This window comes from Streptomyces sp. NPDC042336 (assembly GCF_055581985.1).
The window spans coordinates 903,927-924,083 of record NZ_JBVJEA010000001.1 but is presented as its reverse complement, the minus strand read 5'-3'; the positions used below and the strand labels follow the sequence as shown (position 1 = coordinate 924,083).

Below are 20,157 nucleotides of genomic sequence, written 5' to 3'. Positions count from 1 at the left end.
ATCGCCCGGGGGCGGCCGTTGCGGGCCGCCCCGGCCCGCAACGGACTACTCGGCGGACCGTGCCCGCGCCCGCCGCCCGCGCGCCGCGTACACCGCGCCCGCGCCGGCCACGACCGCGACACCGGCCGCCGCGCCCAGGGCCGGGCCCGGTATGTCCGAACCGGTGGAGGCGAGGCTGCCGCCGCCGGTCGAACCGCCGGTGGTCGTTCCGGCGCCGCCGACGGTCGAACCCGTGCCGCCGGTACTCCCGGCGCCGCCGGTGGTCGCGCCGCCGGTGCCGCCCGCGCCGCCGGAGCTGCCCGTGCCGCCGCCGTCAGGCAGCCGGGCGTCTTCGCCGAGCGCCACCGTCAGGCCGACCGGGTCGAGGGCCGTGCCGGCCGGGTAGTTGCCGAAGACCTTGGCACCGGCGTCGGTGACGGTGGCGGCGATGCCGTCGACCGTGATGACGTCCTTGTCGGCCCTCAGGTCGCCGGACCGGGCCGCGAGGTCGGCCAGGACCACGCCCTCGGTCCGCGTGCCGAGGCTGTTAACGTCGGCGGTGAGCTTGCCGGTGCCTCCGTCCAGGGTGGCCTTGAGGTTGCTCAGGGTCAGGTCGAGGCCGTAGGTCCCGTCCGACTCGTGGCCCTTGAAGTTGACGGCGCCCTTGAAGGCGGCGGTCAGCTTGTCGGTGTCCGTGTCGTAGGTGCCGGTGGCATCCTTGAAGGTGAACGCGCCGTTCCCGGCGGCCTGGGTGGCGCCGCCGGAGACGGTGACCCTGCCCTTGGCGATGGTTCCGACGACGTAGGCGCGGAAGGACTCCTTCACGCCCCAGCGGAGGGTGCCGTCGGCGATGGCGCCCTTGGCGGGGGCCGCGCTCGCGGGGGCCGACGGCGGGGCGCTCGTGCTCGCCGCGGGGCTCGGGCCCTGGGTACCGGGCGTGGTCTGCGGGCCGGTCGGTTCCGGGTCGGTCGGGCCGGTGGTCGGCTCCTTGGAGGGTTCCCCGGTGGGACCGCTGGTGGGACCGGTCGTGGGCCCGGTCGTGGGACCGGTGGTGGGCCCGGTCGTGGGACCGGTCGTCGGCTCCGTGGTCGGGGGCGTCTTCTTGACCACCGTCAGCGGGTCCCCGGCCGCGCCCGCGTAGCTCGCACTGCCGAGGTACTCGCCCGCCTCGGCGGTGAGGGTGGTCGCCATGCCGGTCATCGCGCGGGACACGGCGACCGTGGCGAGCGGCACGTCGTCGCCCTTCTTGGTGGGCGTCGCGCCGGAGGTGTCGACGGTGGTCACGTCGGCGGTGATCTCACCGGCGCCGCTGTCGAAGCGCACGTCGGTGAGCGTGACCTCGAAGCCGTGCGCGGCGGAGGCACTCACCAGCCTGCCCTTGAAACCGAGGTCGACGGTGTGCGCCGTGGTGTCGTAGGTGCCGGTGCCTTCGGTGAAGGTGAAGGCGCCGTTGCCCGCGGCCTGGGCGGCGCCCTCGGAGGCGGTGAAGCTGCCGAACATGCCGACGTACGTCCGGTAGGACTGCTTGATGCCCCACGTCAACTCGTAGTCCGATAGCGGGGCTTCGGCCGCGGAGGCGGTGGTGGCGCCGCCCAGCGCGGCGAAAGCGGTCGCGCCGAGTGCGGCGGCCGTGGCCACGGCGGCGGCGAGTGCGGTGGAGCGACGTCGTCTGACGGGCATGGCTCGGTTCTCCTTGGGTGTCGGGGGTGTTCAGCCCTGGCCCGGGGCCGGGTCCGGGTCCGGGTCCGCCGGGGACGCTGCGGCCTCGGCGGATGCGGCGGGCCGGGCGCGGCGCCTGCGGAGGGCGACGGCCACGAGGGCCGCGGCCGCCAGCAGCAGGGCACCGGCCGCGAGGGAGACGGGAAGTGCGGGGAAGTCGCCGTCGTCGGTGCCGCTCGCGACGGGGGCGGCGGAGGTGTCGGCGCCGGTCTGCTCGGGCTGCGGGCTCGCACTGGGGGTGGGTTCGCTGCCGAGGTCCGGCAGGGCGGGCAGTTCCGCGTCGGCGGTGAGGGCGACGGCGAGGGACACGGGGTCCATCGCGGTGCCGGCCCGGTACATGCCGCCGAAGGCCTTCGCGCCGCGGGCGGTGAGCTCGGCCGGGGCCTCGGTGACCTTCACCAGGCCGTCGGCCGGCTTCGGTTGGCCCGCGGTGAAGGTGACCAGGGGCACCTTCTTCTCCTCGGCGTCCGGGCTCGTCACGTCGGCGTACAGGGTGCCCCTGCCGTCCTCGACGACGGTCCGCACGTTGCCGAGGCTCAGGTCGAGGCCGTGGGCGCCGGTGAAGCGCACCGTGCCCTTGAAGGCGGCGGTGAGGTCGCCGTCCTCGTACGTCCCCTCGCCGCCGGGGAAGCGGAAGAGGGCGCCGCCGTCCTGGGCGCCCTCGGTGAGGGCCCACTCGCCGTCGGCGATGTCGCCGGTGACGTACTCGCGGAAGGTGCGGCGCACACCCCAGTCGACGGCGCCGTCCCGGACCGTGCCGCTCGATGTCTTCGCGGGCTCCGGCGACTCGGCGGACGGCGAGGGGGCGGCCGGCGGCTGCTTCTCCTGCCGCGCCGCGGGTGCCTCGACGTCGACGGACAGGCTCACCGGGTCGAGCGCGGTGCCCGCGGTGTAGTACCCGGCGAAGGACCGGGCGCCCTCGGCGGTGAGGGTGGCGGGCAGGTCGTTCAGGGCCACGGTGCTCCCGCCGCCCCGCATGTCGATGCCGCCGAGGGAGAGGGAGGCGAAGGGCACCTGACGGGACGTCGTGACCGCCCCGGTGTCCTTCGCCCTGCTGACGACGTCCACGCGGAGCGTGCCGGTGGAGCCGGAGACGCTCACGGTGGGACGGCTGAGGGTGAGGTCGAGCTGGTACGCGCCGGTGCCCGTGCGGTGGCCGAGGAAGCGCACTCCGCCGGAGAAGGCGGCGCGGAAGGCGCCGGTGCCGCCGTCGTAGGTGCCGGTCGCCGAGTGGAACCGGAAGGAGCTGCCGCCGACGGTGGCCGCGCTCCCGGTCAGGGAGTAACTCCCCTTCGCGATCGGCCCGGTGACATAGCTCTGGAAGGAGGACTTGATGCCCCAGTCGAGCCGTCCGCCCTGCACGGTCCGGCTCTCGGCGTGGGCGGCGGTCACGGACAGCAGGGCGCCGAGAACGGCCGCGCACACCACGGTGACCAGGGCGCGAAGGCGGGCGGGCATGCGAAGTCCTCCGGATCGGGGGGCCGGTAGCGAACAAAGGTAAGGCTAACCTAAGCTCTAGTCGACCGATGCCGACGGTCGACCGGAAAGGACGGACGGAACCGTGCGACGCTTGCGAAACCGACTGGCGGGAGCACTGCTGTCCGTGCTCGCCCTCTCCCTGACCGCGACGGGGTGCGGAGGCGCGTCCGAGGCGGCACCCGGCGGCGACGGCGGCGCGGGATCCGCCCCGGCCGGGGCGCCCGTCGTGAACCGCGTCGAACCACTCGCGAAGAGACCCGAACCCCGGCTCCCGGTCACCGTCTCCTCCGCCGACGGCGAGCGGGTGACGGTGAAGGCGGCCGAGCGGATCGTCCCCCTCTCCGGCAGCCTCAGCGAGATCGTCTTCACACTCGGGCTCGGCGACCGTGTCGTCGCCCGGGACGTCACCGCCACCTTCGAACAGGCGGCGGAACTCCCCGTGGTCACCCGGGGCCACGACGTCTCCGCCGAGAGCGTGCTGTCGCTGAAGCCCGACCTCGTGCTCGCCGAGACCACCACGGGTCCCGAGGAGGCGGTGGACCAGATCCGCGCCGCCGGGGTCCCGGTGCTCTTCGTCGGGGCGGCCGAGGGGCTGGACGACGTGGGCCCGCGCATCCGGTCGGTCGCCGACGCCCTGGGCGTGCCGGCGGCCGGGAAGGAGCTGGCCCGGCGTTCGGAGCAGCGGATCGGGGCCGTGCGCAAGGACGTTCCGCACGGGGAGAAACCCCGGGTCGCTTTCCTGTACCTGCGCGGCTCGGCCTCCGTCTACCTCATCGGCGGCAGGGACTCCGGCGCCGGTTCGCTGATCGAGGCGGCCGGGGCGGTGGACGCCGGGGCCGCCTCCGGCCTCGGCAAGGACTTCACCGCCATCACCAGCGAGGCCCTCGTCAAGGCCGCGCCGGACGCGATCCTCGTGATGAGCAAGGGACTCGAGTCGGTCGGCGGCGTGGACGGGCTGGTGAAGATCCCCGGTGTCGCCCAGACCCCGGCCGGGACGGACCGCCGGATCGTCTCCGTCGAGGACGGCGTGCTCCTCAACTACGGCCCGCGCACCGACCAGGTGCTGGAGTCGGTCGTGGCGCAGCTGTACGGCGAGGGGGACGGCAAGTGACCGTACTGGACAAGCCGGCCCGCTCCCAGGCGCCCGCGGACCCGGCCGCCCCGCGTGCCCGGCGCACCACCGCCTGGCTGCTGACCGCCGCCCTCGCCGCCGGTCTGCTGGTCCTCGTCCCGGTCGCGGCCGGCACCGGCGCCTACCCGGTCCCGGTCGGCGACGTGCTCGGCTCGCTGCTGCACCGGGCCGGGCTCGGCGGCGCGGAACTGGACCGGGTGGCCGGGTCGGTGCTGTGGAACGTGCGGTTCCCCAGGATCGTGCTCGCGCTGCTCGTCGGCGCCTCGCTGGGCTGCGCGGGCGCGCTGATGCAGGGCGTGTTCGGCAATCCGCTGGCCGAGCCGGGCGTCATCGGCGTGTCCTCGGGCGCGGCGGTCGGCGCGGTCGCCGCTCTCGCGTTCGGCCTGAACTTCCTCGGCACCTGGACGGTGTCCGTCTTCGCGTTCGTCTCCGGCCTGATCACCGTCCTGGTCGTCTACGCGATGTCCCGCTCCGGCGGCCGTACGGAGGTCGTGACACTGATCCTCACCGGCATCGCGGTGAACGCCTTCGCGGGGGCGCTGATCGGACTGTTCCTGTTCTTCGCGGACACGGCGGCGGTCAACCAGATCACCTTCTGGCAGCTGGGCTCGCTCGCCCAGGCGACCTGGCCGAAGGTGCTGGCGGTCCTGCCCTGCGCGGCGCTCGGCCTCGGGCTCGCCCCGCTGTACGCCCGCCGTCTGGACCTCCTCTCCCTGGGCGAACGCCCGGCCCGGCACCTGGGCGTGGACGTGGAGCGGCTGCGGATCGTCCTCGTCCTGGTGATCGCCCTGCTGACCGCGGCGGCGGTGAGCGTGGCCGGGGTCATCGGCTTCGTCGGACTCGTCGTCCCGCATCTGCTGCGGATGGCGGCGGGGCCCGGGCACCGGTTCCTGATCCCGGGCAGCGCTCTGCTCGGCGCGCTGGTCCTGCTCGCCGCCGACCTGGCCGCCCGCACCGTCGCGGAGCCGGCCGAGCTGCCGCTCGGGGTGTTGACCGCGCTGCTGGGCAGTCCGTTCTTCTTCTGGCTGCTGCGCCGCACCCGGCGCAGGCAGGGAGGCTGGGCATGAGGGGCGTGAAGCTGCCGCGACTCGTGCCGTCCCCTCCGGTGCCGCCGCCCCCGGCCACGCCCGGCGACGTGCTCGCCGAGGCCGACGGAGTGCGCGTGCACCTCGGCGGGCGGCCGGCCCTCGACGGGGTGGACGTGGGCGTCCGCGCGGGCGAGGTGCTCGCGCTGGTCGGTCCCAACGGAGCGGGCAAGTCGACCCTGTTGGGCGCGCTGGCCGCCGACGTCCCGGCCGCCGAGGGTGTCGTACGCGTCCAAGGCCGGCCGGTGGCGCGGTGGTCGGCGCCCGAACTCGCGCTGCGCCGGGCGGTGCTGCCCCAGTCGGCGTCGCTGTCCTTCCCGTTCGCGGTGGAGGAGGTCGTCCGGATGGGCCGGGCGCCCTGGGCGGGCGGCGACCGGGAGGGCGAGGACGACGCTGCCGTGGCCGAGGCGATGGCGCGCACGGAGGTGGCCGGATTCGCCGGGCGCCCGTTCTCCGCGCTCAGCGGCGGCGAGCGGGCCCGCGTGGCCCTGGCCCGGGTCCTCGCCCAGCGCGCTCCCCTCCTGCTGCTCGACGAGCCGACCGCGGCCCTGGATCTCCGGCACCAGGAACTCGTGCTGCGGTTGTGCCGGGAGCGGGCGCGGGCGGGGGACGCGGTGGTCGTCGTCCTGCACGACCTCGCGCTGGCGGCTGCGTACGCGGACCGGGTGGCGGTGCTGCGCTCGGGCCGGATCGCGGCCGAGGGTCCACCGGCGGAGGTGTTCGCCGAGGGGCTGCTGTCCGAGGTCTACGAGCAGCCGGTGGAGGTGTTCCCGCACCCGCGCACGGGCGCGCTCCTCGTCGTCCCGCGCCGCACGCCGTGACGCCCGTGCTCCCCCGCCGAGGCCCGTCCTTGACGCTCCCTTGACCCTCCCATGAGCACTTCATTGAGCCACCGTGACCGGCCCGTGCTCATACACCGTCCATGAGATTCGGATCACCGTATGGACTGGTTTTCCTTAGGAAATCCTTAGGTATGTTAGGCCAGCCTCACCTTCCTGTGAGGCCCGTCACGCGCACTTTCGGCCGTTCTTTGGAGCCCGCATGCGAGCCGCCAGACTCTCCGTCGTCACCGCCGTCGCCACCGCCGCGGCCCTGGCCGCCGTCACGGGGTGCACGGAGAAGAGCGGTGCCGAGGACGGCGATCACGTCATCACGGTGACGGCGACGGACGACAAGTGCGAGGTGTCGAAGGCCGAGTTCCCGGCCGGTCACGTCGAACTCGCCGTCGAGAACAAGGGTTCCAAGGTCACCGAGGTCTACCTGCTCTTCCCCGACGACCGGGTGGTCACCGAGCGGGAGAACATCGGCCCCGGCACCAAGCAGCGGGTCACGGCCGAAGTGAAGGCGGGCGACTACCGGATCGCCTGCAAGCCCGGCATGAAGGGCAAGGGCATCCGCCAGGACGTCAGGGCCACCGGCGGGAAGACCGCCGCGCGCGACCCGCGCCTCGACGAGGCCGTGGCCGCCTACCGCCAGTACGTGCAGCAGCAGGCCGACGAGACCCTCCCGAAGGCCGAGGCGTTCGCGAAGGCCGTCGAGGCCGGTGACCTGGAGGCCGCGAAGAAGGCGTACGCCCCCTCCCGCATCGGCTGGGAGCGCACGGAGCCGGTCGCGGAGTCCTTCGGTGACATCGACCCGCAGGTCGACGTCCGCGAGGACGGTCTGGAGGCGGGCCAGGACCCGGCGACCGACTGGACCGGCTGGCACCGCCTGGAGAAGGCGCTGTGGCAGGACAAGAAGATCGGCGACCGCGAGAAGGAACTCGCCGCCACCCTGGTGACCGACCTGAAGGACTGGCAGAACCGGGTCGGCAAGGCCGAGATCACCCCGACCTCCATGGCCAACGGCGCCAAGGAGCTGCTCGACGAGGTCGCCACCGGCAAGGTCACCGGCGAGGAGGAGCGTTACTCGCACACCGACCTGGTCGACTTCAAGGCCAACGTGGAGGGCGCGCAGAAGTCGTACGCGCTGCTGAAGCCGGTCGCCAAGGAGAACGACGCGGCGCTGACGACGGAGCTGGACGGCCAGTTCGCGGCGCTGGACAAGCTGCTCGACCAGTACCGCCCGAACCCCGGTTCCTATGAGTTCACCTCCTACGACAAGGTCGGCAAGGCGGACCGCAAGGAGCTGTCGGACGCGGTCAACGCGCTCGCGGAGCCGCTGTCCAAGCTCGCCGCGGCCGTGGTCACCAAGTAGACGCGGGGAGACGACGATGACGGACACCGAGTCCCCCGCCCCCTCTCCGTCCCGGCGGGCGCTGATCGGCTGGGGCGGCGCGGGCCTCGCGCTCGGCGCCGCCGCGGCGGCCGGCGGGGCGGTGGCGATGGACCGCACCGGCGACGACGCGGCCCCGGCCGGTGCCGGCGCGGGCTCCGCCGTCCCCTTCCACGGGGCGCACCAGGCGGGCATCGCGACGCCGGTGCAGGACCGCCTGCACTTCGCGGCGTTCGACGTGACGACCGAGGACCGGGCCACGTTCGTCGCGCTGCTCAAGGAGTGGACGGCGGCGGCCCGCGCGATGACCGCCGGTCACGCGGTGGGCGAGGGCGCCTACGGCGGGCTGCCCGAGGCCCCGCCGGACGACACCGGTGAGGCACTGGGCCTCAGGCCGTCCCGGCTGACCCTCACCATCGGCTTCGGCCCGTCCCTCTTCGCCAGGTTCGGCCTCGCCGACCGGCGTCCCGAGGCCCTGGCCGACCTGCCGAGGTTCCCCGGGGACAATCTCGACAAGGCCCGCAGCGGCGGCGACCTCTGCGTCCAGGCCTGCGCCGACGACCCCCAGGTCGCCGTGCACGCGATCCGCAACCTCGCCCGCATCGGCTTCGGCAAGGTGGTCGTGCGCTGGTCGCAGCTCGGCTTCGGCAAGACCTCGTCCACGACGCCCGACGAGCAGACCCCGCGCAACCTGCTCGGCTTCAAGGACGGCACCCGCAACATCGCGGGCACGGACCAGGACCGGCTGGCGAAGTTCGTCTGGGCCGCCGAGAAGGACGGCCAGGCCTGGATGGCGGGCGGCTCCTACCTCGTCGCGCGGCGCATCCGCATGCACATCGAGACCTGGGACCGAGCCCCGCTGCAGGAGCAGGAGGACGTGTTCGGCCGCGACAAGGGCGAGGGCGCCCCGGTCGGCAAGGCCAAGGAGCGCGACGAGCCGTTCCTGAAGGCGATGAAGCCCGACGCGCACGTCCGGCTCGCGCACCCCGACTCCAACGGCGGGGCGACGCTGCTGCGCCGCGGCTACTCCTTCACCGACGGCACGGACGGCCTGGGCCGCCTGGACGCCGGCCTGTTCTTCCTGGCCTACCAGCGCGACATCCGCACCGGCTTCGTCCCCGTCCAGCGGAACCTGGCGACGGACGCGCTCAACGAGTACATCCAGCACGTGGGTTCGGCGGTCTTCGCCGTGCCGCCCGGGGTCCGCGACGCGGACGACTGGTGGGGCAGCACGCTGTTCGGCAAGGAGGCGTAACCGTGTTCTCCAACTACCTGATCGGACTGCGCGAGGGCCTGGAGGCCTCACTCGTCGTCTGCATCCTGATCGCCTATCTGGTCAAGACGGGCCGCCGGGACGCCCTGAAGCCCATCTGGGCGGGCATCGGCGTGGCGATCGCCATCGCGCTCGGCTTCGGCTGCGCGCTGGAGTTCGGCTCGCAGGAACTGACGTTCAAGGCGCAGGAGGCGCTGGGCGGTTCGCTCTCCATCCTGGCCGTGGTGCTGGTGACGTGGATGGTCTTCTGGATGCGGCGCACCGCCCGGCACCTGAAGGCGGAGCTGCACGGCAGGCTGGACGCGGCCCTGGCGATGGGCACCGGCGCGCTGGTGGCCACGGCGTTCCTGGCGGTCGGCCGGGAGGGCCTGGAGACGGCCCTGTTCGTGTGGGCGTCGGTGCACGCGGCGAGCGACGGCACCCCGCGCCCGCTGATCGGCGTGGCCCTCGGGCTGGCCACGGCGGTGCTGCTCGGCTGGCTGTTCTACAAGGGCGCGGTGCGCATCAACCTGGCCAAGTTCTTCACCTGGACCGGCGGCATGCTGGTCGTCGTGGCGGCGGGCGTCCTGGCGTACGGCGTGCACGACCTCCAGGAGGCGGACCTGGTACCGGGCCTGACGAACCTGGCCTTCGACATCAGCAACACGGTCGATCCGTCCAGCTGGTACGGCACCCTGCTCAAGGGCGTGTTCAACTTCCAGCCCGATCCGACCGTCCTCCAGGTCACGGTGTGGCTGCTCTACCTGGTCCCGGCGCTCGCGCTCTTCCTCGCCCCGGTAGGGTTCGCCTCCGGGAAGGGGAAGGTGAAGGAACCTGATGAGCCAGGATCGCGGCCCTCGAAGGCCCCGCAGGCTTGAGAAGTGCGCGCTCATATCCGCCTCGGCGACCGCGTTGTCGCTGACGGCGAGCGGCTGCGTGGTGGTGCACGGTGAGCGCGAGGTGCTCCCCTCGGCCACCCGGGCCGAGGCCGCGAAGGCGCTGGAGCAGTTCACCACCGCCTACAACGCGGCCGACAAGGCGTACGACGCCTCCCTGGACGCCGACCACACCACCGGCGCCCTCGCCGCGATCGACTCGGCGCGGCTGAAGGCGGGCGCGGTCAACCACCCCGACGGCAATCCGGCGCACGCGCCGCTGGAGCTGACCGACGCGAAGTTCACGATCCCGAAGAAGGCGGGCTGGCCCCGCTGGTTCGTCGCGGACACCAAGGCCAACAAGGGCGGCAAGGCCCGCTGGCTGCTGGTGTTCACCCGGAACGGTCTGGAGGAGACCTGGGAGGCGGCGTACCTGACGCTGGTCGCCCCCGGCAAGGTGCCCGAGTTCAAGACCGACCGGGACGGCTGGGCCGAGGCCGTGCCCGCGAACTCCACCGACGTGAGCGTCCCGCCGGCCGACCTGAGCAAGGACTACACGACGTATCTGCGGGACGGCGGCAAGGCCTTCGCGGACGGCGTGCACACCAGCTCCTGGCGCGCGCTGCGCGAGAAGCGCTCGATCCGCCCGGGCCTGGTCACCCAGTACATCGACGAGCCGCTGGCGAACGGCGACTACGCGCCGCTGGCGCTGCGCACGAAGGACGGCGGGGCGCTGGTGTTCTTCACCTCGCGGCACTTCGAGAAGCAGACCGCCGCGCGGGGCGCGTCGGTGCCGACGCCGAACAAGGACGTGCTGGCGCTGACGGACGGCGAGATCAAGCAGTCGCTGACGATGGAGTTCGTCTCCAACGAGGTCGCGCTCGACCCGGCGGACGGACCGGTGTCGGTGCTCGGCCGGGTCCAGGGCCTGACGTCGGGGAAGGGCGAGTAGCGCTCAGCGGCGCAGCGGCCAGGAGGCTCCCTCGTGGTCGCTCTCCTCACCGGCGTGCCGGGCGCAGGCGTCGGTGAGGGTCTCCAGCAGGGTCAGCGGATCCGGCAGCGGATGCTCAAGACCGCGCACCCAGTGCACCGTGCGGTGTTCCCCGGGCAGCCGGGCCGGCGGCACCAGCACATAGGAGCCGCGGCAGTGCCAGCGCAGCCCGGGGTGCTCGTCCATGGTCTCGGGGTGGCAGTCCAGCTCGCAGGGCCACCACTCGTCCTCGTCCTCGGGGGTGCCGCGGGTGAGGGTGAACAGCAGCATGCGTCCGTCGTCGCTCTCGGCGACCGGCCCGACCTCGACACCGGCGGCGAGCAGCCGCTCCAGCGCCTCCCGGCCGGCCTGCAACGGCACGTCGAGTACGTCGTGCACCATGCCGGTCGCGGTGATGAAGTTGGCCTCGGGCTGGTGCCGGGCCCAGCGCTCGATCTGGGCGCGGTCCGTGGTGGACTGCGTCTGCCAGGCGAACGACACCGGGTGCCGGGCGGGGGTGGGACAGCCCACGCGGTCGCAGGAGCAACGGTATCCGGCGGGGTGCGCGGCGGGCGCCAGGGGCAGTCCGGCACCGGCGGCGGCGAGCAGCAGATCCTCCCGGCCACCGTCCGAGGTGGCCTCCTTGGGCCGGCGTCCGCGCAGCCACGAGGAGAGTTTGCCCTGCAGACCGCCCCGACCGCCGAACTCCGCGCTCATCTATCCCCTTGCCTCGCCGTCGTGCGCACCAGCATGCCCTATCGTCGCACCATTCAGCGCTTCGGGGTCGCGAAGGGACAAACTTCCCTGGTCACCGCGGGGCGAGCCCGTGCAGCGCGTAATCGACGAGGGTGTCGGTGTAGTCGTAGGAGACCGGCCCCGTGTGCTGGAGCCAGCGCTGGGCGAGCGGCGAGACGAAGAGTTCCAGCGCGATGCGCGGGTCGATCTCCGGCCGCACCTGGCCGGCCGCCTGGGCGGCACGCAGCCGGTCGGCGTGGAGCTGGAGCGACGGCTCCAGGAGCTTGGCGACGAACTCCCGGCCGAGCTGTTCGTTGACGAGCCCTTCCGCGGCCAGGGCGCGGGACGGCACCTCGAACTTCGGGTCGTACAGCTGGTCGACGGTGGCGCGCAGTACGGCCTTGAGGTCGGCGGCGATGTCGCCGGTGTCCGGGATGGCGTAGGGCGCTTCCTGCCCCTGGGCGTGGACGGCCTGCTCACCGAGGTCGAGGAAGGCCTCCAGGAGCACCTCCGCCTTCGAGGACCACCACCGGTAGATCGTCTGCTTGCCCACGCCCGCGCGGGCTGCGATGCCCTCGATGGTGGTCTTCGGGTAGCCGACGTCCCCGACCAGGGCGAGGGCGGCGTCGTAGATGGCCTGGCGGGACCGCTGGCTGCGCCGGGTGGCGTCGGGATGCGGCCGCTCGGCGGCGGTGGGCGTGGTGCGGGCGGACTTCCGGATGGTGGCCATGCTCCGAAGTTACCAGGTTGACAAGACGTGACGTCTCGCCGAAGGGGAGCAAGGCAAGACGACACGTCTCGTCTCTCCATGCGTCGGTCCGAGAGGAGAACGACATGACCCGAGGTGGAGCCGGAAACATGCTGGGAGTCGGCGGCACACGCCGGAAGCTGGGCCGTGACGCCCTGCGCGGCGGTGACCGGGCCGCCCGCGTCGGCGGCGGCCTGTCGCCGCAGGCCCAGAAGCAGGAACTGCTGCGCAGACTGCGGGAACGGCAGCAGAACCCGAGGAGCTGACCGCGCCCTCCCCGGCCGCTCAGTGGCGTGGCGCCCGCGCGTTCTCCAGATAGTGCAGGACGGCCGCCACCCGCCGGTCGACCTGGTCGGCCGGGGACAGGTCGAGCTTGGCGAAGATGCTGCGGATGTGCTTGTGGACGGCACCGTCGGTGACCACGAGCCGTCCGGCGATGGCGCTGTTGCCCAGGCCCTCGGCCATCAGACCGAGCACCTCCCGCTCGCGCGGGCTGAGCCGCTCCAGCCGGGTGTCCTGCCGGGTCCGGGTGAACAGCTGGGCGACGACCTCCGGGTCGATGGCGGTGCCGCCGCCCGCGACCCGGCCGAGCGCGTCCATGAACTCCTCGACCCGGCCGACGCGTTCCTTGAGCAGATAGCCGAGGCCGCCCACTCCCCCGGTCAGCAGGTCGGTGGCGAAGGACTGCTCCACATACGCGGACAGCACCAGCACGGCGAGTCCGGGGCGCCGCCGCCGCGCCTCGACGGCCGCGCGGACCCCCTCGTCGGTGTGGGTGGGCGGCATGCGCACGTCCAGGATGGCCACGTCCGGCTCGTGCTCGTCGATGGCGGCGAGCACCGACTCGCCGGTGTCCGCGGTGGCCACCACGTCCAGGCCCTCGGCCCGCAGCAGCAGGGCGAGCCCTTCGCGCAGCAGCGGATCGTCCTCGGCGATCACGATCCGCAGGGCGGGGCGCACGTCACGTTCCACGGGGAGGTCCACTTCCAGGGTCGTCGGGCCGGTCAGTCTTCCCCGGCCGGCCAGGAGTCGCCCCAGGCCGCGTCGCGGGCCGCCTTGTACAGGTCGCCGTGCCGCTTGGTGACCGTACGGCGCCGCAACCGCTCGTCGGGCTCGCAGAGGTCGAGCAGCACCTGGCCCTTGCGGATCTGCGGACGCCGGACCACCCGGGAGGCGGCGGGTTCGGCGGGGAGCCGGGTGGCGGCGACATAGCTGAACTTCTCGTCCTCGTAGGCGAGGGACCCGCTCTTGACCTGCCGGTGCAGGCTGGACCGGCTGACGCGGGCCGCGAAGTGGCACCAGTCCGTGCCGGGCACGATGGGGCAGGCGGCACTGTGCGGACAGGGCGCGGCGACCCGGAACCCGGCGGCGATCAGCCGGTCGCGGGCCTCGATGACGCGGGCGTATCCGGCGGGGGTACCCGCTTCCACGATCACGACGGCCCGGGCGGCACCGGCGGCGGCGTCGACGAGGGCGGCGCGGTCGGGTCCGGTCAGCTCGTTGAGCACGTAGGACACCGTGACGAGATCGGTGCTCTCGATGTCGAGCGCCGCTCCGATCCGGGAACGCCGCCAGCGGACGTCGCGCAGAGCCGGCAGCGAGGCGGCGATCTCCCGGCCGAGGGCGAGCGCGGGTTCGGCCCAGTCGAGTACGGTCACCGGACGCGTCCCGCCCCAGGTGTCGCTGACGGCCCAGGTCGCGGCGCCGGTCCCGCCGCCCACGTCCACGTGACCGCCGGGCACCCATCCCGGCACGGCCGCGGCGAACGCGTCCAGCGCGGAGCGCACCGCGGCGAAGGTGGCCGGCATGCGGTAGGCGGCGTAGGCGACGACGTCGGCGCGGTCGCGGAGGATGGGGGCGTCGGTCGGGGTGTCCCCGCGGTAGCTGGCGATCAGCCGCTCCACGGCCTGCGCGGCCTGGCGGGGCGGCAACCCGTCGACGAGGTCGGCGAGGGCGGCCCGCAGGGTGTCGGCGGGGGCGGCGGGCTGGTTCACCCGGCGATTGTACGAGGCACTCCGAGGGTGCGGTGCGGTCAGTGGTCCGGCGTTCCCTCGGCACCCGGCGCGGGTGCGGGCGCGAGGGGAGCGCGGCCCGGCGCAGCGGGGTGCCGCTGCGCCACCCTCCCCCACTCTCGGCTTCGCCCGAGCGGGGGGGGGACCCCCATCGCCCCAGCGGCACGACGGCCCGCAGCGAGGGCGACGGACGACGGCCCGCAGCCGGGGCGGCATGGCGACGCGGCGGGAGAGCCGCGTACGGGCGGGCCGGGGCAGGAAGGCGTCGGCGGCCCGCAGCCGCGTACGGCGGGCCGGGGCAGCGCGGCGCTGGCGGCCCGCAGCCGCGTACGGCGAGAAGGGGACGTGTCGGGGGGTGTCCGCCCGCAGCGGTTGGCGCGTCAACGCCGGGGGAGATCTGTGGCCGACCGATTCCGCGCCGTTCCGAGGACGGACACCCCCCGGCGCGGCCCCGACCCACCCACAACGCACCGCGCACCCCGCACCCCCACCGAACCCGCACAGGCGCCGCAGGCACCCCGCACAGGCCGCCGCAGGCACCCGTGTCGATCAGACCCGTACCGCCCGCGCCACCCGCGTGCACAGCGCCGCGCGCGGCCGGTTGTCCGGAGCCCGACGGCGTGGGTGGACCGTGTTGGCGAGGAGGACCGCGAAGGTGTCCGTCGCCCGGTCGAGAACCAGCATCGTCCCCGTGAACCCGGTGTGCCCCGCCGCCCCGCGCCCCGCCAGTTCGCCCATGAACCACGGCTGGTCCAAGGCGAATCCCAACCCCGGTGCGGCCAGCAACAGTTCCACGAAGTCCGGCCCGAGGATCCGCGCCGGCCCGTGCGAACCCCCCGCGAGCAGCGTCCGGCAGAAGACCGCGAGATCCCGGCCCGTGGAGAACAGCCCCGCGTGACCGGCCACCCCGCCCAGCGCCCACGCGTTCTCGTCGTGGACGACCCCGCGCAGCATCCCCCGGTCCACCTTGGCCCACGGCCGCCGCTGGTCCTCCGTGGCCGCGGCGCCCGGACACGGCCCGAAGCGCGTCGCCGTCATGCCCAGCGGCCGGGTGATCCCGTCCCGGACGAGGACGTCCAGCCCCCGCCCGGTGATGCGCTCCAGCACCTGTTGCAGGAGCAGCATGTTCAGGTCCGAGTAGCAGTACACGCCCGGCACCCCCACCGGCGGCTCCGCCCGCAGCCGCCGCAGCCGTTCGTCCTTGTCGGCGGAGGCGGAGGCGAAGGCGGAGGCGGAGGCGTCGTACAGCGGGAGTTCGGGCCGCATCCCGGAGGTGTGGGTGAGCAGTTGCCGCACGGTGACACCGTGCCGCGCCACCGCCCGGAAGTCCGGCAGGTACGCCCCGACCTCCGCGTCGATGCCGAGCGTGCCCCGCTCGATCTGCTGCACGGCGGCGACCGCCGTGAACACCTTCGTCAGCGAGGCGAGGTCGAAGGGCGTGTCCACGGTCATCGGCACCCGCGATTCCGCCGGCAGCTCCACGCCCGTGTCGGTACGCGGGTCGTAGGAGGCGTAGCGCACGGCCCAGCCCGCCGCCTCCTCGACGGCGAGCACGGGCCCGCGCCCGACGGCCACGACGGCGCCCGCGGCCCAGGGGCGTTCGCCGGCGGTGAGTCGGTGCACCTCGGCGACGACACGACGGAGCTGCCCGGGGTCGAGTCCGGCCCGCTCCGGGGTGTCGCCGCGCAGTCTCGGAGCGCTCAGTTGTCCTCCCCCTTGCCTGCTCCTCCGCCCGCTCCCCGCCCGGCGGTGCGTCCGGCCGAGGGCCGGCACAGGGTGACGAGGAAGCCGAGCGCCAGCACCGCGGCCACCAACTGCACCACGGCCATCGGCACGGCGGTGTCCTCCCCCGCGATCCCGACCAGCGGCGAGGCGACCGCGCCGATGAGGAAGGAGGACGTGCCGAGCAGCGCGGAGGCGGAGCCGGCGGACGTCTTGACCCGCATCAGCGCGAGCGCCTGGGTGTTGGGCAGGCTGATGCCCATCGCCGACATCAGCACGAACAGCGCGGCGGCGACCGGCCCGAGCCCCACCTCGCCGAAGACGCCCAGGGACATCAGCAGCAGTACGGTCGCGGCGGCGATCACGACGACGAGACCGAGGCCGAGCACCCGGTCCAGCCTGACCCGCCCGACGAGGATCTTGCCGTTGATCTGCCCGACCACCACGAGGCCGATCGAGTTGAGCCCGAACAGCAGGCTGAACGTCTGCGCGGAGGCCCCGTAGATCTCCTGCATGACGAACGGCGACGCCGCGACGTAGGCGAACAGCGAGGCGAAGGCGAAGCCGCCCGCGAGCATGTACCCGGTGAAGGCCCGGTCGGCGAGCAGGCCGCGCATCGCGCGCAGGGTGTCGCCGACGCCGCCCGCGTGCCGCTCCTCGACGGGCAGCGTCTCCGGCAGCCTGGCCCACACGACGACGCCCAGCACCACCCCGACCACGACGAGGACGACGAACACGCCCCGCCAGTCCGTCACGCGCAGGATCTGCCCGCCGATGAGCGGCGCGACGACCGGCGCGACGCCGGAGATCAGCATGAGGGTGGAGAAGAAGCGGGCCATGGCCACACCGTCGTACAGGTCGCGTACGACGGCGCGGGCGATGACGATCCCGGCGGCGCCCGCGAGTCCCTGGACCAGCCGGAGGGCGACGAGAAGTTCCACGTTCGGCGCGACGGCGCACAGCGCGGTGGCGACGACGTAGACGGCGAGACCGGCCAGCAGCGGACGCCTGCGCCCCCACTTGTCGCTCATCGGACCGACGACGATCTGCCCGAGGGCCATGCCGGCCAGACAGGCGGTGAGCGTGAGCTGGACGGTGGCGGCCGGTGCGCTCAGGGACCGGGTGACCTCGGGGAGCGCGGGGAGGTACATGTCCATCGCCAGCGGCGGCGTGGCGGTCAGGCTGCCGAGGATGAGGGTGACGAGAAGACTGATGCGCCGGGCGGCGGGCAGTGTGGGCGAGGTGTGCGACGGGTGCGCCGCCGAGGTCGTGGTCGTGTCCGGTGACTGGTGCGGTATGGACGGCCCGCGCTCGGGCATGTGATGTGCCCCTCCCTCTTCTACAGATCCGCCACCTATGCTCTCAGCTCGTACGGACTCGAACGAACAAACTCGAACGACGCACGACGCACGACGCACGACGAATGCACGACGCACGACGCACGACGCACGACGACGAACGAACCTGAGCGAGGGTGGGGCAGGGTGGCAGCGGTGACCGGACAGAAGGTGCGCTGGGGGATTCTCGCGACCGGCGGGATGGCGGCGAGGTTCACGGCGGATCTGGTCGATCTGCCGGACGCGGAGGTCGTGGCGGTGGCCTCCCGGACGGAGGCGTCGGCGAAGGCGTTCGCCGAGCGGTTCGGGATACCGCGGGCGTACGGCGGCTGGGAGGCGCTGGCGCGGGACGAGGACGTCGACGTGGTGTACGTCGCGACCCCGCACTCGGCGCACCGGACCGCGGCCGGTCTGTGCCTGGAGGCGGGCCGGAACGTGCTGTGCGAGAAGCCGTTCACGCTGAACGCGCGCGAGGCCGGGGAGCTGGTGGCCCTCGCCCGCGAGCACGGCGTCTTCCTCATGGAAGCGATGTGGATGTTCTGCAACCCGCTGGTGCGGCGCCTGAAGGAGCTGGTCGACGACGGCGCGGTCGGCGAGGTCCGCAGCCTCCAGGCGGACTTCGGCCTCGCGGGTCCCTTCCCGCCCGCGCACCGGCTGCGCGACCCCGCGCAGGGCGGCGGCGCGCTGCTGGACCTGGGTGTGTACCCGGTGTCGTTCGCGCAGCTGCTGCTCGGTGAGCCCTCGGACGTCGCGGCGCGAGCCGTGCTCTCCGACGAGGGCGTCGACCTCCAGACCGGCGCGCTGCTCTCCTACGAGAGCGGCGCTCTCGCCTCGGTGCACTGCTCCATCACCGGCGGTACGCCCAACTCCGCGTCGATCACCGGCTCCGAGGGCCGCATCGACGTCCCGAACGGGTTCTTCTTCCCGGACCACTTCGTGCTGCACCGGACCGGCCGGGACCCGCAGGAGTTCCGGGCCGACCCGGCGGACGGGCCCCGCGAGAGCCTCCGGCACGAGGCGGAGGAGGTGATGCGGGCCCTGCGCGCCGGGGAGACCGAGTCACCGCTGGTCCCCCTCGACGGCACGCTGGCGGTGATGCGGACGCTCGACGCGATCCGGGACCGCGTCGGCGTCCGCTACCCGGGAGAAGCGGGAGAAACGGAAGAAGCGGCCCAGCCGGTCGTCACGCCGGCTTGAGCCCCGGCTCCCCCGCCTCGGTCACGAAGGACCCGGCGGTCGTGAGCGGCGCGCCCTCGGTGCTGACGTGGGACACCGTCTTGAAGTCGGCGCGCGCCGACTCGCGGCCCAGGGACACCGTCGCGTAGCCGCGCAGTCCGTTGAAGAACTTCAGGTGCGGGTTGGCGGTCATGAGGGTGTCCCAGTTGGACGGCTTCGCCGAGCCGTCGCGGCCGCTGGTGACCGAGGTGGTGACGATCTCCGTGCCCAGGGTCCGGGAGTCCGGGTCGTCGAAGTCGCGCTTGATGTCGAAGCCGTAGGAGACGTGCACGTCGCCGGTGAGGACCATGAGGTTCTCGATCCCGGCGGCCTGCGCGCCGGCCAGGACCCGCTCACGGGAGGCGGGGTAGCCGTCCCAGGAGTCCATGGAGACCTTGGACGGGGTGGTGGTCATGTTGTACCGCTGGGAGAAGGTGACCTGCTGGGGCACCACGTTCCACAGGGCGTTCGACCGGTGCCAGCCGTTGATCAGCCAACGCTCCTGCGCGTCGCCGGTGAGCGTGCGGCTCGGGTCCTCGGACTCGGGACCGGGGAACTGCCAGCCGTCGCCGTAGGCCTGGTTGGAGCGGTACTGCCGGGTGTCGAGGACGTCGAACTGGGCGAGGCGCCCCCAGTGCAGGCGGCGGTAGAGCTTCAGGTCGGGGCCGTCGGGCAGCTGGGGCCGGCGCAGCGGCATGTTCTCCCAGTAGGCGCGGTAGGCGGCGGCCCGGCGGATGAGGAACTCCTCCGGCGGGACGCTGTTCTCCGGCGTCTCGTCGGCGTAGTTGTTCTCGGTCTCGTGGTCGTCCCAGGTGACGACGAAGGGGTGCGCGGCGTGCGCGGCCCGCAGGTCGGGGTCGGACTTGTAGAGGGCGTACCGCAGGCGGTAGTCCTCCAGCGTCACCGTCTCGTGGTTGAAGTGGGCGGGCAGGGTGCCCGCGGGGTAGGCGCGGGAGCCGCCGGTGGCGTTCACGGCGTACTCGTAGAGGTAGTCGCCGAGGTGGAAGACGACGTCCACGTCCTCCTGGGCCAGGTGCTTGTAGGCGGTGTAGTACCCCTCGTCGTACTTCTGGCAGGAGACGAGGCCGAAGGTGAGGTCGGAGACCCGGCTGTGCTGCGCGGGGGCGGTGCGGGTGCGGCCGGCCGGGCTGACGTACCGGCCGGCGCGGAAGCGGTAGTGGTAGACGTGGCCGGGTGCGAGGTGGTCGACCTCGACGTGCACGGTGTGGTGGAACTCGGGGTGGGCGGTGGCCCGGCCCCTTCTGACGACGCGGCGGAACCGTTCGTCCAGGGCCACCTCCCAGCTCACCTCGACGCGTTTGGCGGGCAGTCCGCTGTCGGCCTGGTACGGGACCGGGGCGAGGCGCGTCCACAGCAGCACGGAGCCGGGCTGCGGGTCGCCGGAGGCGACTCCGAGCGTGAAGGGGTCGGCGGTCAGCTGCCCGGCGTCCAGCTCGGCGGCGCTCGCGGTGCCGGCGGCCGGCAGGTTCACGGAGAAGGCGAGCGCGGCGGCGGCGCCGGTGACGGTCAGGAAGCGGCGGCGGCCCAGGCTGCGGGCGGCGGCGCGGAGTTCGGGCGCGTGCGAGGACTGCGACTGGGCCGGGACCGGGGTCGGGGCCTGGTGGTTCGCGGGTGTCATCCGTTCCTCCCCTTGCGGTGGTTGCAAGGGGAATTCGAAGGGCC

The 20,157-nt window shown here is 73.5% G+C and carries 18 protein-coding genes; 9 read left to right on the top strand and 9 right to left on the bottom strand.

Features of this window, described 5'->3' with window-relative positions; translation table 11 throughout:
* Positions 1–45 precede the first annotated feature (45 nt).
* Complete coding sequence (locus ACZ6IM_RS04295) at positions 46–1,659, bottom strand: HtaA domain-containing protein (RefSeq protein WP_469554150.1); 1,614 nt, start codon at positions 1,657–1,659, stop codon at positions 46–48.
* A 30-nt stretch (positions 1,660–1,689) separates the two neighbouring features.
* Positions 1,690–3,156: an HtaA domain-containing protein gene (locus tag ACZ6IM_RS04290; protein WP_052837391.1), complete on the bottom strand. Its 1,467-nt coding sequence runs from the start codon at positions 3,154–3,156 to the stop codon at positions 1,690–1,692.
* A 103-nt stretch (positions 3,157–3,259) separates the two neighbouring features.
* Between ACZ6IM_RS04290 and ACZ6IM_RS04285 the strand changes: the two genes are divergently transcribed.
* From ACZ6IM_RS04285 to ACZ6IM_RS04255, 7 genes are all read left to right on the top strand, one after another.
* Positions 3,260–4,288: a heme/hemin ABC transporter substrate-binding protein gene (locus ACZ6IM_RS04285; protein ID WP_052837390.1), complete on the top strand. Its 1,029-nt coding sequence runs from the start codon at positions 3,260–3,262 to the stop codon at positions 4,286–4,288.
* Positions 4,285–5,376, top strand: coding sequence for a FecCD family ABC transporter permease (locus ACZ6IM_RS04280; RefSeq protein ID WP_052837389.1), 1,092 nt, complete (start codon positions 4,285–4,287; stop codon positions 5,374–5,376). Before ACZ6IM_RS04285 ends, ACZ6IM_RS04280 begins: the two co-directional genes overlap by 4 nt.
* Positions 5,373–6,215, top strand: coding sequence for a heme ABC transporter ATP-binding protein (locus ACZ6IM_RS04275; protein WP_052837388.1), 843 nt, complete (start codon positions 5,373–5,375; stop codon positions 6,213–6,215). Before ACZ6IM_RS04280 ends, ACZ6IM_RS04275 begins: the two co-directional genes overlap by 4 nt.
* A 220-nt stretch (positions 6,216–6,435) precedes the next feature.
* Positions 6,436–7,590 carry an iron uptake system protein EfeO gene (efeO, locus tag ACZ6IM_RS04270; RefSeq protein ID WP_052837387.1) on the top strand — a complete coding sequence of 385 codons (1,155 nt, stop codon included), beginning with the start codon at positions 6,436–6,438 and terminating at the stop codon, positions 7,588–7,590.
* Positions 7,591–7,606: 16 nt separating this feature from the next.
* The gene (gene efeB, locus ACZ6IM_RS04265) at positions 7,607–8,863 is read left to right on the top strand and encodes an iron uptake transporter deferrochelatase/peroxidase subunit (protein WP_052837386.1); all 1,257 of its coding nucleotides are present in this window, start codon (positions 7,607–7,609) and stop codon (positions 8,861–8,863) included.
* Between the two features lie 2 nt (positions 8,864–8,865).
* Positions 8,866–9,738 (top strand): iron uptake transporter permease EfeU, encoded by an 873-nt coding sequence (efeU, locus tag ACZ6IM_RS04260; RefSeq protein ID WP_052837385.1) that lies wholly within the window; start codon positions 8,866–8,868, stop codon positions 9,736–9,738.
* Positions 9,698–10,687 carry an SCO2278 family lipoprotein gene (locus tag ACZ6IM_RS04255; RefSeq protein WP_052837384.1) on the top strand — a complete coding sequence of 330 codons (990 nt, stop codon included), beginning with the start codon at positions 9,698–9,700 and terminating at the stop codon, positions 10,685–10,687. The genes efeU and ACZ6IM_RS04255 overlap by 41 nt, the downstream gene beginning before the upstream one ends.
* Positions 10,688–10,690: 3 nt before the next feature.
* On the opposite strand, the gene ACZ6IM_RS04250 is transcribed toward ACZ6IM_RS04255, so the two are convergent.
* Both ACZ6IM_RS04250 and ACZ6IM_RS04245 read right to left on the bottom strand, forming a co-directional pair.
* Positions 10,691–11,422, bottom strand: coding sequence for a bifunctional DNA primase/polymerase (locus ACZ6IM_RS04250; protein WP_052837383.1), 732 nt, complete (start codon positions 11,420–11,422; stop codon positions 10,691–10,693).
* 91 nt (positions 11,423–11,513) lie between these two features.
* A complete protein-coding gene (locus ACZ6IM_RS04245; protein ID WP_052837382.1) occupies positions 11,514–12,170 on the bottom strand; it encodes a TetR/AcrR family transcriptional regulator in 657 nt (218 codons plus the stop codon).
* A gap of 104 nt (positions 12,171–12,274) precedes the next feature.
* Between ACZ6IM_RS04245 and ACZ6IM_RS04240 the strand changes: the two genes are divergently transcribed.
* Positions 12,275–12,454 (top strand): DUF6243 family protein, encoded by a 180-nt coding sequence (locus tag ACZ6IM_RS04240; protein WP_469554146.1) that lies wholly within the window; start codon positions 12,275–12,277, stop codon positions 12,452–12,454.
* A 19-nt stretch (positions 12,455–12,473) separates the two neighbouring features.
* Here the strand turns inward: ACZ6IM_RS04240 and ACZ6IM_RS04235 are convergent, their stop codons facing one another.
* The 4 genes from ACZ6IM_RS04235 to ACZ6IM_RS04220 form a co-directional block, all read right to left on the bottom strand.
* Positions 12,474–13,136, bottom strand: coding sequence for a response regulator transcription factor (locus ACZ6IM_RS04235; RefSeq protein WP_052837678.1), 663 nt, complete (start codon positions 13,134–13,136; stop codon positions 12,474–12,476).
* A gap of 56 nt (positions 13,137–13,192) precedes the next feature.
* Positions 13,193–14,182 (bottom strand): small ribosomal subunit Rsm22 family protein, encoded by a 990-nt coding sequence (locus tag ACZ6IM_RS04230; RefSeq protein WP_052837381.1) that lies wholly within the window; start codon positions 14,180–14,182, stop codon positions 13,193–13,195.
* 567 nt (positions 14,183–14,749) lie between these two features.
* The gene (locus ACZ6IM_RS04225; RefSeq protein ID WP_052842748.1) at positions 14,750–15,823 is read right to left on the bottom strand and encodes a serine hydrolase domain-containing protein; all 1,074 of its coding nucleotides are present in this window, start codon (positions 15,821–15,823) and stop codon (positions 14,750–14,752) included.
* Between the two features lie 77 nt (positions 15,824–15,900).
* A complete protein-coding gene (locus ACZ6IM_RS04220; protein ID WP_469554144.1) occupies positions 15,901–17,241 on the bottom strand; it encodes a multidrug effflux MFS transporter in 1,341 nt (446 codons plus the stop codon).
* A 174-nt stretch (positions 17,242–17,415) separates the two neighbouring features.
* On the opposite strand from ACZ6IM_RS04220, the gene ACZ6IM_RS04215 reads away from it, so the two are divergent.
* Entirely contained in the window at positions 17,416–18,456 is a 1,041-nt protein-coding gene (locus ACZ6IM_RS04215) for a Gfo/Idh/MocA family protein (protein ID WP_052842750.1), read from the top strand.
* Here the strand turns inward: ACZ6IM_RS04215 and ACZ6IM_RS04210 are convergent.
* Positions 18,443–20,113 carry an alkaline phosphatase D family protein gene (locus tag ACZ6IM_RS04210; protein ID WP_052842751.1) on the bottom strand — a complete coding sequence of 557 codons (1,671 nt, stop codon included), beginning with the start codon at positions 20,111–20,113 and terminating at the stop codon, positions 18,443–18,445. The two genes, ACZ6IM_RS04215 and ACZ6IM_RS04210, sit on opposite strands and share 14 nt — an antisense overlap.
* Positions 20,114–20,157 lie beyond the last annotated feature (44 nt).

Coding starts and splice junctions, on each gene's coding strand:
- ACZ6IM_RS04210 (WP_052842751.1), bottom strand. CDS start 20,113: ATGACACCCGCGAACCACCAGGCCCCGACCCCGGTCCCGGCCCAGTCG.
- ACZ6IM_RS04255 (WP_052837384.1), top strand. CDS start 9,698: ATGAGCCAGGATCGCGGCCCTCGAAGGCCCCGCAGGCTTGAGAAGTGC.
- ACZ6IM_RS04295 (WP_469554150.1), bottom strand. CDS start 1,659: ATGCCCGTCAGACGACGTCGCTCCACCGCACTCGCCGCCGCCGTGGCC.
- ACZ6IM_RS04220 (WP_469554144.1), bottom strand. CDS start 17,241: ATGCCCGAGCGCGGGCCGTCCATACCGCACCAGTCACCGGACACGACC.
- ACZ6IM_RS04290 (WP_052837391.1), bottom strand. CDS start 3,156: ATGCCCGCCCGCCTTCGCGCCCTGGTCACCGTGGTGTGCGCGGCCGTT.
- efeB (WP_052837386.1), top strand. CDS start 7,607: ATGACGGACACCGAGTCCCCCGCCCCCTCTCCGTCCCGGCGGGCGCTG.
- ACZ6IM_RS04275 (WP_052837388.1), top strand. CDS start 5,373: ATGAGGGGCGTGAAGCTGCCGCGACTCGTGCCGTCCCCTCCGGTGCCG.
- ACZ6IM_RS04250 (WP_052837383.1), bottom strand. CDS start 11,422: ATGAGCGCGGAGTTCGGCGGTCGGGGCGGTCTGCAGGGCAAACTCTCC.
- ACZ6IM_RS04245 (WP_052837382.1), bottom strand. CDS start 12,170: ATGGCCACCATCCGGAAGTCCGCCCGCACCACGCCCACCGCCGCCGAG.
- efeO (WP_052837387.1), top strand. CDS start 6,436: ATGCGAGCCGCCAGACTCTCCGTCGTCACCGCCGTCGCCACCGCCGCG.
- ACZ6IM_RS04240 (WP_469554146.1), top strand. CDS start 12,275: ATGACCCGAGGTGGAGCCGGAAACATGCTGGGAGTCGGCGGCACACGC.